At 37.4% G+C, this 16,900-nt stretch carries 11 protein-coding genes and 3 pseudogenes; 10 read left to right on the top strand and 4 right to left on the bottom strand.

Features of this window, described 5'->3' with window-relative positions; genetic code table 11:
- The first annotated feature begins 105 nt into the window (after positions 1-105).
- Complete coding sequence (locus F6K18_RS09040; protein ID WP_287520228.1) at positions 106-402, top strand: transposase; 297 nt, start codon at positions 106-108, stop codon at positions 400-402.
- An 88-nt stretch (positions 403-490) separates the two neighbouring features.
- Positions 491-967: a transposase gene (locus F6K18_RS09035; RefSeq protein WP_287520307.1), complete on the top strand. Its 477-nt coding sequence runs from the start codon at positions 491-493 to the stop codon at positions 965-967.
- Positions 968-1,826: 859 nt separating this feature from the next.
- Here F6K18_RS09035 and mutT read toward each other — a convergent pair.
- From mutT to F6K18_RS09015, 4 genes are all read right to left on the bottom strand, one after another.
- Positions 1,827-2,231 carry an 8-oxo-dGTP diphosphatase MutT gene (gene mutT / locus F6K18_RS09030; protein ID WP_287274454.1) on the bottom strand — a complete coding sequence of 135 codons (405 nt, stop codon included), beginning with the start codon at positions 2,229-2,231 and terminating at the stop codon, positions 1,827-1,829.
- Between the two features lie 72 nt (positions 2,232-2,303).
- Positions 2,304-2,645, bottom strand: a complete 342-nt coding sequence (locus F6K18_RS09025; protein WP_124144411.1) for a DUF760 domain-containing protein — start codon at positions 2,643-2,645, stop codon at positions 2,304-2,306.
- A 986-nt stretch (positions 2,646-3,631) separates the two neighbouring features.
- A complete protein-coding gene (locus F6K18_RS09020; RefSeq protein ID WP_287520226.1) occupies positions 3,632-3,808 on the bottom strand; it encodes a hypothetical protein in 177 nt (58 codons plus the stop codon).
- A gap of 240 nt (positions 3,809-4,048) precedes the next feature.
- Positions 4,049-5,005 (bottom strand): RNA polymerase sigma factor, RpoD/SigA family, encoded by a 957-nt coding sequence (locus F6K18_RS09015; protein ID WP_287520225.1) that lies wholly within the window; start codon positions 5,003-5,005, stop codon positions 4,049-4,051.
- Positions 5,006-5,811: 806 nt separating this feature from the next.
- Here F6K18_RS09015 and F6K18_RS09010 point away from each other — a divergent pair.
- From F6K18_RS09010 to F6K18_RS08975, 8 genes and pseudogenes are all read left to right on the top strand, one after another.
- Positions 5,812-6,492, top strand: a pseudogene (locus tag F6K18_RS09010) (peptidase).
- A 37-nt stretch (positions 6,493-6,529) separates the two neighbouring features.
- Positions 6,530-6,715, top strand: coding sequence for a hypothetical protein (locus F6K18_RS09005; RefSeq protein WP_287520224.1), 186 nt, complete (start codon positions 6,530-6,532; stop codon positions 6,713-6,715).
- A gap of 503 nt (positions 6,716-7,218) precedes the next feature.
- Complete coding sequence (gene purB, locus F6K18_RS09000; protein ID WP_287520222.1) at positions 7,219-8,514, top strand: adenylosuccinate lyase; 1,296 nt, start codon at positions 7,219-7,221, stop codon at positions 8,512-8,514.
- Between the two features lie 1,248 nt (positions 8,515-9,762).
- Positions 9,763-10,188 (top strand): annotated as a pseudogene (locus F6K18_RS08995) (M15 family metallopeptidase); the annotation flags it as partial.
- 483 nt (positions 10,189-10,671) lie between these two features.
- A complete protein-coding gene (locus tag F6K18_RS08990) occupies positions 10,672-11,451 on the top strand; it encodes a hypothetical protein (protein WP_287520221.1) in 780 nt (259 codons plus the stop codon).
- A gap of 370 nt (positions 11,452-11,821) precedes the next feature.
- Positions 11,822-13,609, top strand: a complete 1,788-nt coding sequence (locus F6K18_RS08985) for a S8 family serine peptidase (RefSeq protein ID WP_287520219.1) — start codon at positions 11,822-11,824, stop codon at positions 13,607-13,609.
- Positions 13,610-14,676: 1,067 nt separating this feature from the next.
- A pseudogene (locus F6K18_RS08980) lies at positions 14,677-15,591 on the top strand (chlorophyll a/b binding light-harvesting protein); the annotation flags it as partial.
- A gap of 276 nt (positions 15,592-15,867) precedes the next feature.
- The gene (locus F6K18_RS08975) at positions 15,868-16,899 is read left to right on the top strand and encodes a chlorophyll a/b binding light-harvesting protein (RefSeq protein WP_287520215.1); all 1,032 of its coding nucleotides are present in this window, start codon (positions 15,868-15,870) and stop codon (positions 16,897-16,899) included.
- Position 16,900: the final 1 nt, after the last annotated feature.

The following is a 16,900-nucleotide window of genomic DNA, read 5'->3' as shown; positions in this document are numbered from 1 at the left end:
CTGGGGATATTCCGGCATTTTATGTGTGCATTGAATGGAAGTAGAAAGTACGATAACTATAGAACCCCTAAACGGATCTTTGTGAGAGAGTATAATGGATAGAAAATGCCATACTCAAGTAGCTTGACAGACAGCGAGTGGGCTTTAATTGAACCACTGCTGCCCAAAAAAAAAAGAACTAAACCCCCTAAATGGAGCAAAAGAGAAATATTGGATGGTGTTCTCTACCAGCTCAAGAATGGTTGCAACTGGTGTGATTTACCCCTGGACTTGCCTCCTTATTCTACAGTATTCTGGCATTACAAACAGTGGCGAGATGAAGGAGTAATTGAGAAAATTAGAGATGTATTGCATGCCAAGGTACGCCAACAAGTAAAAAAAAAGCCAAATGGACGACTCTAATCATTATTGATTCACTCATAGGTGAAAAATACTTGTAATGCTTGTGTAGAGTCATGCATGATTTTGTTTTTACAAGGCTACTAACGGAATTAAGAGACATCTAGCAGTAGATAGTCTAGGTTTTCCCTTTTTTGCCCATTGTACCAAAGCATCAGTGTCTGATGATGTGGGATTAATTGAAATGTTGTCAGACAACATTGATTATTTTAAGTCTAAACCGGTCAATATTCCTAAAATCACCATCCTTCTTGATAATGGATATCACCCGGAAAAATTAACGATTGAGTTGAAAAAAATTTATCCAGCTATTATGACCAAGATTAGATTTAAACTCTCGCCCAAACCATCGAAGGCACAGAAAGAGAATCTGGGAAAAACAGGATTTATCCCAGTTAAAGCAAGGTGGGTGATAGAAAGAACCAACTCCTGGATGGAAAGATGCAAAAGCTTGGCCAAAAATTTTGTTTGCGCAGCATTCCGCAGGAAAAGAACCTTAGAAAATGCCACAGCCAAGGTCAATCTTTGTTTTGTGAGACTGCTGCTTAAGAGATTGGCGATCGCCTGATTATTGAAAAAAAAGATACCATCAGGGTTCTATATAACCGGATTTTATATTACAGCAGTTTTCGAGTTGATCAGGTACAAGGTACAAGGTACAAAGTTCTATGCTTTTAGGGAATAGAGAACAGGGAACAGCAGTGCAACCCCGCGTCAGCGACAGACGCAAGCGGTCGGAATCCGTCTTTTGCTCGCGCAAAGCTCCGCTTTATATGTTGCAGAGCAAAAGGTAAACTACAGACAAAATATAAGTATCTTTGAAGTTTAATAATTACAGACTTAATAACTGTATTCTATGTTAATGAAAACTGCTATAAAATGACGGTTATTTAAGTTTTTATGGATAGATATAGAATCAGAAATACTGGGCGATCGCTCTGTTAAAATTATAGCGTTAGCGGAGCTTGGCGTCAGCAATCGCTCTATTTGCAATGCGCCATATATAGTGTCTTTCCCTAAGTCCTGACTATTTATCAACTCAAACATCAATTATTATCCAAATATCTAGTATCAGATCTCAAATATCCTAGGCGTTGGTGATGCGTGGTTATGATTGTGCTTGAATGGCAATTGTCTAACTATTAACTGAAAAACATTTTATATTTGGCTAAATTTAGGTTTCATAGCTTGATTCACCAACGCCATATCCTACAATTAAAATGACGGTTATTTAAGTTTTTATGGATAGATATAGAATCAAAAATAGTAGGTGATCGCTGACAAAAATCATAGCGTTAGCGGAGCTTGGCGTCAGCAATCGCTCTATTTACCATGCGCTATATATAGTGTATTTGCGTAAGTCCTGATGTATTTAATTTAATTGCTGTAAATATGTCGGCGACAGTCGAAACAGACGGTAGAGTATGTCAATTAATGTGGATTTTTTTCAGAGCAGTAATAATCTGACTATTTGCTTGGGGAAATGTAAATTGCTCGATATTATCTAAAGTTACCCACTTAAACTCATCACATTCTATAGTTTTTGCTGTTCCCCGCAAATAGCGACAATGATAGACATGAAGTGTTACTTTAACTTCAGAATAACTATGTTCTATAGTAATTAAATGTTCTTCTACTGCAATCTCAATTCCTAACTCCTCTAAGATTTCTCTTTTAATACAATCTTCTATTGTTTCCCCTGCTTCTATTTTGCCACCTGGAAATTCCCATAAACCACCAAATGCACCCCCAGGTAGTCGTTTATCAATTAAAATTTGTCCTGCTTCATTCCAGATGACAGCAACACCAATTAACTTATGAGGCAATATCATATTTTAATCTTTTCTATTTCAAACAAAAATCCCCTGGTTAATTAACCAAGAGGACGATCAAAACTTAATTAATTAACCTTCATTATTGCTGATTTGATTTCCTGGCAAAGATTTTTCAAATGTCATTCTCTGTTCAGCATTTCTGAGAAAATAACCACTGATCATTGCTGAAGCTAATAACTTACCTAAATTTTCTCTACTGGTTGTTACACTTACATTAAATTGTTCTGAGGGTAGATTGCCTAAAAGTCCAACAATGTTTCTTTCCATCACTTGAAAAACTTCTTGAGAATTTGGCTTTGATAATTGAGAAACTGTGTCTGAACTCATAGATTGGACATATTCCCAGAGTAAATTACTTCCTTCTGAACTTTCTTCAAAAAACTCTCGGGTTTGATTTCTTCTATTGGTCACTTTACTAACTCCGTTTCAGAAACTTTGTTTATATCGACAAATCAAATGTGGTTGATTGACTTAACCACATAATATATTGGGGTTGTTAATATTCTTACTTCCTATAAACTAATGTAACAGCATAATTGTCACATCAAAGTAGATATAACCGAAATTATTACTTCAGGTATTTCCAATGTCCATTATTTAAAAGCTAGCTTAAAATGTGCGTAGAAATTATGGCAGCTAGAATATTAACCATTGGTTGGGACAAAATTTGCATATCATTTTAATAGGCTCTATAAGTATATATTATGTAATAATACATTTTGAAGCTTTAAATGTCAATATAACTCAAGTCCGACAGCATCGGTATGATCGAGTGCAAGCAATAACAAATTCAAAAAAGGTAGTGACATCTTAATTGGTAATTGATTCCGACAATAAAAAATCATCAATTCCATAAATTATAAAAATTCAACACTTTTTCCTCTTTTTAATCCTGTTTTTCTTTCCCTGTTCCCTGTTCCCTATGTTGTGACTGTAGCAATATTTTATGAACTATAAGGAAGAAAGAAAAAGTAGAGATTTACCAAGTTTTTATACAAACTATACCAATGGACATGATATGATTGATAAATTGATTTAGAATCTGAGAAAGCTAAAGCAGAGAAAAAGTATTTTATTTCCTCTGCTTCTTGTTCTATTTCTTTACAGGGTTATTGACATCCTCACTCGTTAAGTCGCTCGATTATAACGAGGAATTCCCAAACCTCATGATTTAGGTTTACTGCTTGAGTGGCACTTATCTAGATTGTTTCCAACCCCCGACAGTGCGCCTACACAGTCAATTTGTTGAACCACTATCTGTAAAGGCGGCAGTAATACCTCAATGACAAATCACTTTTGCAACTGCCACATGACGCTTTATTTCGTAATTCTAACATAATTCGGTAGTGGTGTACAAGTAGCGATATTCTTAAAAAAATTAAGTGGGCAAGCAAATACTATTCCTCTAAAACGATTGAATTAGATATATTTTCTCTTGCCTTTTGCCAGATGAGCTGTTGCCTACCTTGACAATAAATCACTACATCTACAGGACTACCCATAATTCTATCTGAGAGTGGTGTTAAGTTAGACTCTTGCAAATCAAGGTCAGTATCTGTTTTTATTTTGGTCACGATTCACATCCCGGTAAATCTAAGATTATACCGGGAGTCCTCTAGCTTCATTTTAGATAGGTTTTGATAAACTCCCGATGCTGCACTTGAGCGACAACGCGGGATTATTCAGCCCGCAGAAGAGTTGCAGCTTGTATAGAGGTCATGTCTTCCCCCTGTGTCCATTAGTATTCTATGTTATGGCTCTCCTATAGGGCCTTGAATCAAATATTATAGGGTGGGGACTTTCCGCCAGAAAAGTTAACTAGCTAAATAATCATTCATATCTTGTTTTCTTTTACGAAGTTTACTTAGAGCTTCTCTTTCTATTTGTCGTACTCTTTCACGACTAATATTTAGGCGATCGCCAATTTTTGAGAGAGTCATACTTTGTCCATCCTCTAAGCCAAATCTTAAGGCCAAAACTTGCTTTTGTTGAGGAGTCAGGTCAGTCATAATTGATTCTAAATCACTACGCATAGAAGATTGGAGAGCATAATCTTCTGGAGAAGCTCCTGTATCTTCAAGTAAGTCTCCTAACTCCGTATCTTGATTGTCCCCTACTCGTAAATCCAGTGAAAGAGGTAAGCGAGCGCGTTCCAAACATTCACGAATTTGTTTTGGAGTGAAACCTAGTTCTTCTGCTAGTTCATGGGTAGTGGCAGAGCGTCCTAACTCTTGAGTTAGTTGGCGTTGGGCTTTTTTGATCTTATTCAGCTTTTCTGTAATGTGGATCGGCAAACGAATTGTACGACCTTTTTCTGCTATGGCCCTAGTTATGGCCTGGCGAATCCACCAATAAGCATAAGTGGAAAATCTATAGCCCTTGGTAGGGTCAAATTTTTCTACCCCTCTCTGCATACCGATAGTGCCTTCCTGTATTAAGTCAAGCAAATCTACATTTCGTTTGATATACTTTTTAGCAACAGATACTACCAATCGTAGATTGGCCTCGACCATTTTTCGTTTGGCTCTTTCACCTTCGCGAATAATTCGCTGCAATTCATAAGTCGATAATTTTGTTGCCTCAGCCCATTCTGCTATTGTCGGTTTGCGGCCTAAACTTTCGGTGAGGGTCTTATTTACTTCATGCAAAGCTGTGAAGCGTTGTACTTGTTTTCCATAAAGAATTTCTTCTTCATGAGTTAATAGGGGGACACGGCCAATTTCTCTGAGGTAAGTGCGTACAGAATCGGTGTCTGAGGTTTTTGTCTTCATAACTCTTCTCCCGCTAGATATCTCTACTGGTAGGGTTTCGAGCGCCCTGTTTTGAGTTAGCAAGAAAAGCGGGCGGGTATTGCGCTTTCCTTGGATTTTTTTTAAGAAGTTTGTTCTATGGCCATTTGATATAATTAATTTGGCCTACAGAAATTCTAAATTATAAATTTGATATTTCTGAGATTTTAGATCTGGTCAAAAAACCAAATTATCTTTTATCTTTTGAATCTATTTGTAAGAATTTGTGGACAATAAAAGAAGTTTTACTATTTTTTGAGAATTTAGATTAGATTTTGACTAAGATTCAAGTGCTTTAGTACAGAATCCAGATTGGATTGGCCTAAAGTACAGCTTTTTCGTTTCTTATCTATTCAGATAATTATGATGGCCTTTACACTACTCAATACTATGTCAAGAATGTTAACATTTATTACGTCTTATGGCTATACCTATAAGGATGATTTTTCGGATGAATGAGTTTAATTACCTAAATTAGTTAAATTATCTATAAGAGGGTACTCATAAATTCTTAAAAAAATTGCATCCTGCACAACAAAATCACAAAAATTTTGCAAAAATACTTAAACAAGGTCAAAAAAAGAGTATATGAAGTATATTCACTTGACTTTTGACTTTCAATTTTAAACTTTTGACTATCTTGAGTATGTCTTTAATTCTGTTTGCATAACATTTCGCACCGAAAAGTTTGCTCAGAATTACTTACTCGTTTTTGGCTTCCGCGAAGCGGTTGAGTTACTTAATATATGACTTATTGCCTTGGTATTATTACTGAATCTGGTATTTAAATGGCCTCTGACTCTCGTACTAATGCGGGAGTAGACTATATTTCCACTTACCTGAAGCTATTTGATTTTTCTCTGACTGGAGAGCGGGTTATCCTCATCAGCACTTCTGGAAATTTGTCAATTACTCCTTGAGTAATCACTGAACGAAAAAAAGACTTCAAGATTTCTGAGGATACTAATCTTCATACTATTCCTACCCTTTACGAAATTGCTCGCTATATTGGGAGTAAAATTCGACAGATTCAAGAAAAAGACCGCTCTTGGCTACAAAAGGATCGAATTGACACTGGATGCAGTATATTACTAGGGGGTCAAATTAAAGGACAAGATCCTGAATTATTTTTGATTTATTCTCAAGGGAATTGTATTTCTGCTACAAAAGAAACACCTTTTCTACAAATAGGTGAGACTAAGTATGGCAAACCAATTTTAGACCGTGCTTTAAGTTTTTATACTTCTTTAGAAGCTGCTGCTAAATGTGCTTTAGTTTCTCTAGATTCTACAATGAAATCTAATCTTTCTGTGGGACCTCCGATTAATTTGGTGATGTATGAAAAGGATAGTTTTCAAATTCGGCATCGCCTGCAAATGCGTCTGGGCGATCCTTATTTAGCTAAAGTGCGAAAGTTATGGGAGGAGTCTATCAAACAAGTTCTTGATGAAATGCCAGATTTAAACTGATTACATGATTCTCAAGAATCTCAGGAAGATATTTTGATTGATTGAACAACACAAGGGAGTGGAGGAGTGGGGGAGTGGGGGCGAACGGCCGTTTGCCCGTAGGAGTACAGGAGTCAGGGAGTGGGGGAGTGGGGGAGAAATAAACATCAGAATTACCACTTACACAGTACAACGTATTTCCGGAATGCTCCGCAAACGAGAACATCTCAAAAAAATCTGCTGAAAGCTGTTTGCGCAGCATTCCGCAGGAAAAGCTGAACGCTGAGGTGCTTCTTTAATAATTGAAATGCTACCTAAGTTAAGCATTAATTCATGGTAATTGGTATAAATTAATCGAATTAAGCGATCGCGCAAGTAGAATAGAATTCTATCCCTCTAATATAGTTTCACCCCCATCGCGGAGTGTCTTTTTGGACGATAAATCTTGATCGTTGGTAAAAAAATTTAGATGCGTTGTAGTACTACAAGAACTTGGTTAGGACATTTTTCAATCCTAAAATCCTTTTACAGTTTGTGATTCCCTATTCCCTGATCCCTACTCCCTAGCGCGTAGGGCTATAATTTTTCAGTTTTCCCCATTTGTGGTTGTCAATAGTATAGTTAGAAAGAATTGGTTAGGACATAGACTAATGACGAATCTTAGACTAGAAAATTTTTTTCCAACTGTCCCCTGTTCCCTGTTCCCTGCTATACAATGTAACGGTTGTTTTAATTTTATTATAGAGTGTGATTGAACGTTACACCTTGCCCGAAATGGGTGAACTTTGGACTGAGAATGCCAAGCTAAAAACTTGGTTACAAGTAGAAATAGCTGTCTGTGAAGCTCAGGCAGAACTTGGGTATATACCTGCTGAGGCAGTAGAAGAAATCAAGGCCAAGGCTAATTTTGACCCAAAGCGGGTTCTCGAAATTGAGGCAGAAGTCCGCCATGATGTGATTGCTTTCTTGACAAATGTGAATGAGTATGTTGGTGATGTTGGGCGGTATATTCACTTAGGGTTGACAAGTTCTGACGTTTTGGATACTGCATTAGCATTACAGATGGTTGCGAGTCTGGATCTGTTGTTGTCATGTGTTGAAGAGTTGGGACAAGCAATTCGCTATCAGGCACAACAGCATCGGGAAACTGTGATGGTAGGTCGTTCCCATGGTATTCATGCGGAACCTATAACTTTTGGTTTTAAGTTGGCAGGATGGTTGGCAGAAGTTTGTCGCAATCGCCAGAGATTGGTAAAAATGCGCGATAATATTGCTGTGGGTAAGATTTCTGGAGCAGTGGGAACCTATGCAAATATTGACCCACGAGTTGAGGCGATCGCTTGTCAAAAGCTGGGACTTCAACCGGATACTGCATCTACTCAAGTAATTTCACGCGATCGCCATGCTGAGTATGTGCAAATTTTAGCGTTGCTGACTGCTTCTATGGAACGTTTTGCTGTAGAAATTCGTAACCTCCAGCGTACCGATGTTTTAGAGGTTGAGGAATATTTTTCTAAGGGTCAAAAAGGCTCGAGCGCCATGCCTCACAAACGTAACCCCATTCGTTCGGAAAGGTTAACGGGAATGGCGAGAATTGTGCGGGGTCATGCCGTTGCCGCTTTGGAAAATGTTGCTCTCTGGCACGAACGAGATATTTCCCATAGTTCTGTTGAAAGAGTGATTTTGCCGGATGCTTGCATTTTAACTCATTTTATGCTCAAAGAAACTACTAATTTAGTCAAAAATTTGTTAGTTTACCCAGAAAACATGAAGCGAAATATGAATGTTTATGGAGGGGTAATTTTTAGTCAGCGAGTGCTTTTGGCATTAGTAGAAAAAGGCATGATTCGAGAGGATGCTTATCAAATTGTTCAGTCTTGCGCCCATCAAGCTTGGAATCAACCAAATGGTAATTTTCAGGATTTAATTTGCAAGAATGAAGAAATTAAAAGTAAGTTATCTGAGGCAGAAATTGCAGCTTGTTTTGACCCGAAACATCATTTAAAACATTTGGATGATGTGTATCAAAGATTAGGTATTTGAAGTTTGATTTTGAGTATGTAGAGATTTTTTCCCTTGATAGTGACTTTCAAATGTTGAGCGATCAAGATAAGATACACCAAGAAAATACTTGGCTGTTTTTACAAATTAGGTTGAATTATTGAAGCTATAACTTACTTATTTATTCATACCAAATTTAACGCTATAATTTGGTGAAATTGTTTTTGGTTCTGAATTAATCAGTAATTCCAATTAAGAATTTCGGTAGCTCCTAAACTGAAGTTTCTATAAGAAAAAATCTCAATTTGTAGTTCCGCTAACTGCACCCAATTGAAGTAAGACCGGGTTGAGCGGAACTATGAGTTTGGTGATAATTAGTAAAAATTAATCACGCGCTAATCACGAAACTAATGCTCTAACAGCAACTAGTGGTGCTACTACTGTAACTATTGGAGCGATCGCTAGTATAGCGAACAAGTTTCCGATCATTCTGACAGAACAGCGAATTAAATTCAATGGTTTTTTAGCCCGCGAGCAAATTTATTAAAGTTAATTATTAACTCAAATTGAACTGAACTTTATTGATACAAATTTTTGGCTTGATCGCTTATTTGATGACCAACGGATAGAAGAAACAATAGAAAGAGAAAGAAAGCGAAATATTGCTATTTATATCACATAAAAATCGAATCTCATTATCAGTACCAAAGTAATCAATGAAATTTCAGTCAATTTAATTAAAAAAGCTAAATTTGATGAAAGTAAAATTAAGGCAGTTATTCAATCTCTTTATAATCACTGTCAAGCCTTAAAATTTGATTTAACTATTCTGGAATCTGCTTCATACTTACGCAATCAATATAGTTGATAATTTTGGGATAGCTTAATTGTTGCTAGTGCCTTAGTAGCAGGTGCAAATGTTCTTTATTATGAAGATATACAAGATAGTTGAATAGTTTAAAAAAACTCAAGATTATTAATCCGTTTAAATAAAATAAATATTTATTTACTTCTTTCCTAATACCTACTTTTACAAATATCGATTGTTCTAATTTTAGCAATAATTATATTGGCAATACCTATCAATTTACCACAAATAAAATAGGTATTACTCAACCAATATTCATTGATAATCTGGCTGAATCTAAAATTACTGAATGGGCAAGATTAGTAGATATAAAAACTCTGAATCATGAGATTATTTTAGATATTCGCTATGCCACTACAAATAATTTCCTCAACCAAAAATTATACCCTGTAGCAAAATGTGCTTGAAGAAAAGAAGTAGCAGAAAAATTATCACAACTCCAGGCAGATTTAAAAATAATAGGATTAGGTTTAAAAGTTTATGATTGCTATCGACCTCTATCAGTAACAAAAAAGATGTGGGAAGTTTTGCCAGATTCTCGTTATTTTGCTAATCCTGAGAAAGGTTCTCGACATAATCGTGGTGCTGCAGTTGATGTGACTTTAGTTGATTTAAATACTGGTAAAGAGTTAGAAATGCCTACATAATTTGATGATTTTTCTGAAAAAGCTTGGTGCAATTATTCAGGTAATAAATTAGAAGTTCAGAGAAATAGCGAACTACTAGCAGAGAAAATGAAAAAGTATGGCTTTGAAGCATTAATCACAGAATGGTGGCATTTTGATGCAATAGGATGGCAAAAATTTGCTATTTTGGATGTAGCCTTAGATCGAATTACTGAATTTTAAAAAATATCAACTATGGATGTAAAAAAGTCACTAAGTCAGGACTAAGGTATTAAACCCCCTACTGTGGATAAATTCTGTTAAAGATGAGTATTATATTATCAAAAAATCCGAAGTTTGACTTTGAAATTGAGAAAGTTTATTATAGAGAACAACGTAAGCATTTCCTGCGGAATGCTGCGCAAACAGCCTTCAGCTATTAGCTAGCTTCCTATGGTCGGAACTGCGTTATCAGCTATTAATTTTGGAGAAGGTAAAAGCAACCGTTAAAATTGAGAAAGAATAAAAGTTACTGCCAAAGTCCCCTTCTTAAATCTTAAAAGTAATTATTCATTACTAATTGCTGTTTGCGTAGCATCCTGCAGGGAAACGCTGACTACTAATAGCTTAATGCTCACGGAACAACTAATTTGTCAGTAATTACCAAGCCAAACATTAAGTAGTTCTCACTAATTCCGATTTTAATCAATTTTCATGGAGAACAATATGAAAAGTATACTACTACAACCAACTTATATTTTTAATGATGAAAATCCACTAACTCAAACAATTAACTTGACCGATAACTATGAGAAAATTCCTAGTCAGATTACAGAAAATAAACATTTACCAGAACAGTTCAGTCGTTATGGGTATCCAAAACAATTACAAGATGACCTCGAACCTTGGGAAATAATTCGGTTAATTAAACAAACTAGAATTGAGATTGCTGAATATGCCGAATCAACTATTATTGGTTCAGACAATAAATACGATAAAATTAAAGCCGAACTAGGGATGAATATTATTATTCCCAAAGGCAAAATTGAACAACTCAGATTAGAAATTTCCTTAATAGGAGGTACTGATTCCGAACCAATAATAGCTGTAGATGGATTACCATCCGATTTATTTGATGATAAATATCTGGTTCAAGGCAAAGTTACAGTAGCAGTTGATAAATTACTAAAATTTATTCCTGTAACTGTTAATGTTTTAAATATGTTACCTGCTGATATTGAACTAGAACCTTGGGAATTTAATGTGGGACGTATGAGAGATGTCACAATTGATTTTTCCGGTGGATTAACTTCTCAACCAGCTTGGTTTTTTCAAGGTAATGGGATTAAAAATGATGTGAGAGTAGCTCTGACAATAAAAAAAACCAAAAACTTGCATAAAATTACTGCAGATGTACGAGCAGCTTGGGTATATAAACCAGGTTTATTTCGTTCAAAAAAAGTTGGTAGTGATGTGAAAAATATCCTGATTTATGAACAGTATTAAATCAGTTTTAGAAAGCAATACAATATCTTCTATTATGTTGACATCTATTTTTCATTAAAAAAAGCTTTTAAGCCCTTTGATTTATCTAGGGGCTTATATTCTTAATATATCATTTTTTATTCTTACTTAAACAATAACTACTTGATTAAATATTTATAACAGTCGAAGGAAAAGGCGCGGAGATATCAAAAACTGAAAACTCAGACAAAGCCAGATTTTTCGGTTATTCCTCCTTCCTTCTTTTTGATTAAATATTTATAGCAGTCGAAGGAAAAGTTAGAACAGATCAAAAGCTGAAAACTCAGAAAACGTCAGATTTTTCGGTCTTTCTTTATTCCTTATTCCCTCTTCCCTCTTCCTTAGTAATAATATGAAACCAGAAAAAATTGCTCCAGGATTAATGACTGCCTTAGAAAACTATCAACAACAGGGTGAAAAAGGTCTCAACCTGCATCTGCGGTCATTAGGTATTATTAATCATCCCAAAACCTCTAAACCACACTTAGCATCAGTATTTATCCGTTGTGAAGAAAACGCTAACCTCAATCATCTCAGCAAATATGGAATACAAATTAAACAATCAAAAGGAAAAATTCGTACAGCTTTTGTTCCCTTAGAAAAGATCGGGCGTTTATCCGAAGAATCAGCGATCGCTCGTATTACTCCCTCTCGTTACCTAAAACCATTATTAGACGTAGCAAAAAACACTATTGGTTTACCAAATTTTCAGACCAAAACTAAGTTAACAGGCAAAGGAGTAATTATTGGCATCATCGACAGTGGCATCGATACCACCCACCCCGCTTTTACTGGTAGAATTTTGCGGATCTGGGATCATACCTTACCTAATGATGGTAACTCCGAATATCCCGAAGGTTTAGAACTGACTGGCAACCTATCCAAAGGAATATTAGCAATGTCTCGCGACCAAACTGGTCACGGTACTCATATAGCTGGCATTGCAGCAGGTAATGACCATGCCTTTACAGGAGTTGCCCCTGCAGCAGACTTAGTAATAGTCAAAGCAGGCTTAAATACATATATTGCCGATGCGATCGACTATATATTTCGGGTGGCAGATGAACTTCAACGACCCGCAGTAGTTAATCTCAGTTTAGGAGACCACTACAACGCCCATGATGGTAGCGATCCGTTATCTAATTTCATCGATCAAGAATCAGGTCCGGGTAAAATTGTTTGTTGTGCTGCGGGTAACGAAGGTAACGCTGATATTCATGCAGAAACTATTGTGCAACAAAATCAACAAGTCTGTATCCGTTTCCTCATACCTGCTTCCATTTTGTCCAGTCCTTTAAAATGGCGTGCAGAATTAAATGGTTGGTACGCCAGTAGTGATAATATTGAAGTCGCGGTACAATCTCCAGAAGGTAGTCGCACACATTTCCAGAGTATCGGTGACAATGGTTACTCTCAGAAAACACACCATATATCGGGGGCACAAGTACAGATTATTATGTACGGTCCGGAAAATACAGACAACGGTGAATATTGGTTTAATATTGAGATTACTCACGATCCTAATTCCGTATCGATCGCCACTGGAAATACTGGAACTTGGCGACTTTTGTTAAATGGTGTTGCTGTCAAAAATGGAAAAGTTAATATCTGGAGTGGGGAAACCACAAAAGGATTTGATGTTGTATTTACAGGGTCTGGAGTACAAGATTTAATGAAAATAGGTTCTCCAGGGGCAGCGGCGAGAGCAATAACAGTGGGTTCCTACACGGCGCGACTATCCTGGCAAGATGTGGATCAAAATTGGCAAAAGGTAGGATTAGATTTGAACACAGTTTCAGAGTTTAGTAGTCCAGGTCCTTTGCGTAATGGTATGATGAAGCCAGATGTAGTTGCACCGGGAGCGATGATAGTTTCTGCTTTATCTTCTGCTTCTACTTGTTCCCCAATGATGCAAGTTGACCAGTTTCATAACGTCATGGCAGGTACAAGTATGGCAACGCCCTTTATTACTGGGTTGGTAGCGTTACTGTTGGAAAAGGAGCCGCAGTTAACCCCTGAAGAAATTAAGCAACGTTTGCATTCAAGTAGTTTTATTCCTGAAAAACCTGTTGGCAGTTTCGACCCAAAATGGGGTTTTGGTTTGATCGATGCTGAAAAATTATTGACGTTGGTGAATTAGTGTATGATATTAATCTTAATTATTTAGGAATCAACCCACCCCTCGCCCCTAACCCCTCCCAGGAGGGGAATTCAGGAGTAAGGAGTCAGGAGGCATCGAAGGAAGAGAATTGAGAAAGATTTAGCAATGACTAAAGATATAGCATTATGCGCTGGTATATTCACAAATTGCAGGAACTACCCAATAGATAAAAGTCTGATATGACTCTTAAGAAATAGCCTAGCTATTTGCTGATACTATTTCTCACAAACACCGATCGTGCTTGTTATTACTAATGATATCAAATCCGGTTGAATACTTATCATATATTTGGGAGTGGGGAGTAGGAGACTAGGGGCGAATGGCATTAGCTAACGCTCTCAGTAGATTTAGTATCCGTGCGTAAGTCCTATTATATAACTGGATTCTATATGAAGCTAGAGGATCGGTTTTTCCCAGGCCGCTATTAAACAAATGGACATGATATAAGTCCTAAAATATGTTTAAGAACTTATTAAGAATCTATATCAATAAAATTAAGGTTATGTTAGGTGATTTTTTGAATAAATTATAAATAATATCACCCATAAAAAAAAGGATTGTGCATGATGAACATTTATTGCTACTAGGACTACTAAACTAATTGTTTCTTATATATCTCCTAGATTTTCCTGCTATTTCTTACTTGCTCTCCAACCCCAACTCAATTGATGTAACAGATGCCCCTTAATAAAACTTCATATTATTTTATTGATAAAAAATTTTAATTGTGTTCAAATAAAATTATTGATAATAAAGCTCAATATAGTAGTCCTATTTCCGCTATGTAGAAAATATCCAACAGAGCAAAGGTAAAAGGAATAATAATCGTCAAAATTTTTATTCTACTTTGGGATTTTTACAAATTATTTAGGACTGCTATAGAGCCTTCTTTAATTGATCTTCATCAGACTGAGGACTAAATTTCTATGCAAACATTTGGCAATGAAGAAAGCAGCACCATTGAAATACCTGAGTCTACAACTAACGACAGTGGAGTTTTCTGGACACCTGTTTGGCGATCGCTAGGCTGGGATGTTGAGGCCACTGAAGAAGAAGGTGCAGCTTTATTAGGAGGCAATATCAGGTTCAAAGACCTCTCTGGGCAATTACTAGGTGCCCATATAGCCCATGCTGGTTTAATCATGCTGTGGGCAGGTGCCATGACCCTGTTTGAGCTATCTCAGTTTGACCCCAGCGTACCAATGTACGAGCAAAAACTAATTTTATTACCTCATCTAGCAACATTAGGTATTGGTATGGAAGCAGGGGTACAAGCGATCGACACCTATCCCTACTACGTCATCGGTATGCTGCATCTCATCAGTTCTGCTGTTTTGGGAGCAGGAGGTATCTACCATGCAGTGTTAGGACCGAAACAGCTTGATGAGAAAGGTTTTGGCTACGACTGGGAAGATGGCAACAAGATGACCACTATTTTGGGTATTCATCTAGTGCTGTTGGGGGTTGGAGCAGCACTACTGGTAATTAAAGCAACGATTTTAGGTGGTATTTACGATCCACTAATAGAACAAGTAAGGTTAATACAGCCTAATCTTGATCCCGCCAGAATTTTTGGTTATCTGTTTGGCTTTAGTCCTAATGGTTGGACAATAACTGGCATGGCGAGCGTAGATAATCTCGAAGATGTGGTCGGTGGTCATGTCTGGGTGAGCCTACTCTGCACTGTTGGTGGTCTATTTCACATTGTTTCCAAACCTACGGGTTGGGCAAAACAAATACTAATCTGGTCCGGAGAAGCTTACTTGTCTTACAGTTTAGGGGCACTTGCGATCGCAGGATTTAGCGTAGCTGTCTTTGTATCCACCAACGAAATTGTTTATCCTAGTGTGTTTTATGGTCCTATTGGCAGCAACTCTGTGCGAGCAGCTCTTGCTACCATTCATGCTGGATTAGGTTTCCTAGCTTTGGTCGGACACTTATGGCACGCCTATCGAGCGCGAGCTGCTACTCGTAGAGTATTTTATGGAACGTTCTTTGACTTTATGGCTAAGAATGTTACACCTATTACACCTGCTTGAACAGAACTCAGAATCTAAGTTCATTGAAGAAGGAGACAGGAGACAGGAGACAGGAGACAGGAGGAAAATTACATGGGGATAGTCAACGAAGGGCCGCTCCGCGTCTACGCTCCCCCAAGTAATGCGTGAACACCGCAAGTGACGGTGGGGTATTAAACCCATAAAGAAAATGATAATTATACAAGGAGAACAATAGCAATGACTGTCGTAACTGATGAGAATGTACAAATTCCTTGGCGAGCAGGTAATGCTCGACTTGTTAACCTATCCGGCAAGCTATTGGGCGCTCATGTAGCTCATGCTGGCTTGATTGTACTCTGGACTGGTGCTATTACTTTGTTTGAAGTAGGAAATTTTGATCCCTCTTTACCCATGTACGAGCAAGGCTTAATTGTACTGCCAAATCTAGCACGCTTGGGATTTGGAGTTGGTGAAGGAGGTGTCATTGTGGATACCTACCCTTACTTTGTGATTGGGGTACTGCATTTGATTAGTTCAGCATTTTTAGGAGCAGGTGGTATGTTCCACGCTCTCAGAGGTCCTGCCAAACTAGAAGACAAATTTTCCTTCTTTGGCTATAGCTGGGATAATCCAGGTAAAATGACAACTATTCTAGGTATACATTTAGTATTGTTAGGAATCGGAGCCTTTTTACTTGTAGCAAAAGCGATGGCATTCGGCGGGTTATACGATCCAGTAGTTCAAAATGTACGAGTAATATCAAGTCCCACTCTAAATCCTACTACCATTTTCGGCTACCTGTTAGGTACAGAAGGGAAGTTCTGGCTTGCTGGTGTCAACTCTTTAGAAGATGTAGTAGGCGGTCACATTTGGATTGGTGCTATCTGCATTCTAGGTGGTATCTGGCATATTCGCACCGTACCCTTTGACTGGGCTAAAGGTTTATTTGTCTGGTCAGGAGAAGCATATTTGTCTTACAGTATTGGCGCAGTCAGCTTAATGGCGTTTGTCGCAACATTGTTTGTGTCTGTTAACTCCCTGGTATTTCCCACAGAATTTTTTGGACCAACTTTGACTCTGGTGTTCGATCGCTTTCCTGTATTCGTTAGTACTGATGGAGCTTTGACTGCAAGAGTATGGTTAGCTAATGCTCACTTCTGGTTAGGATTTTTCTTCCTGCAAGGACACCTATTCCATGCTCTACGGGCAGCAGGCTATAGTTTCACCGAAGGCAGAGTAGTAACATTTACAAGAGGTCAAGTAAGCTAGT

It is taken from the genome of Okeania sp. SIO2C2, from assembly GCF_010692625.1.
Lineage (GTDB): Bacteria > Cyanobacteriota > Cyanobacteriia > Cyanobacteriales > Microcoleaceae > Okeania > Okeania hirsuta.
The sequence above is the reverse complement of the archived record's forward strand: the minus strand, read 5'-3'. Positions and strand labels throughout refer to the sequence as shown.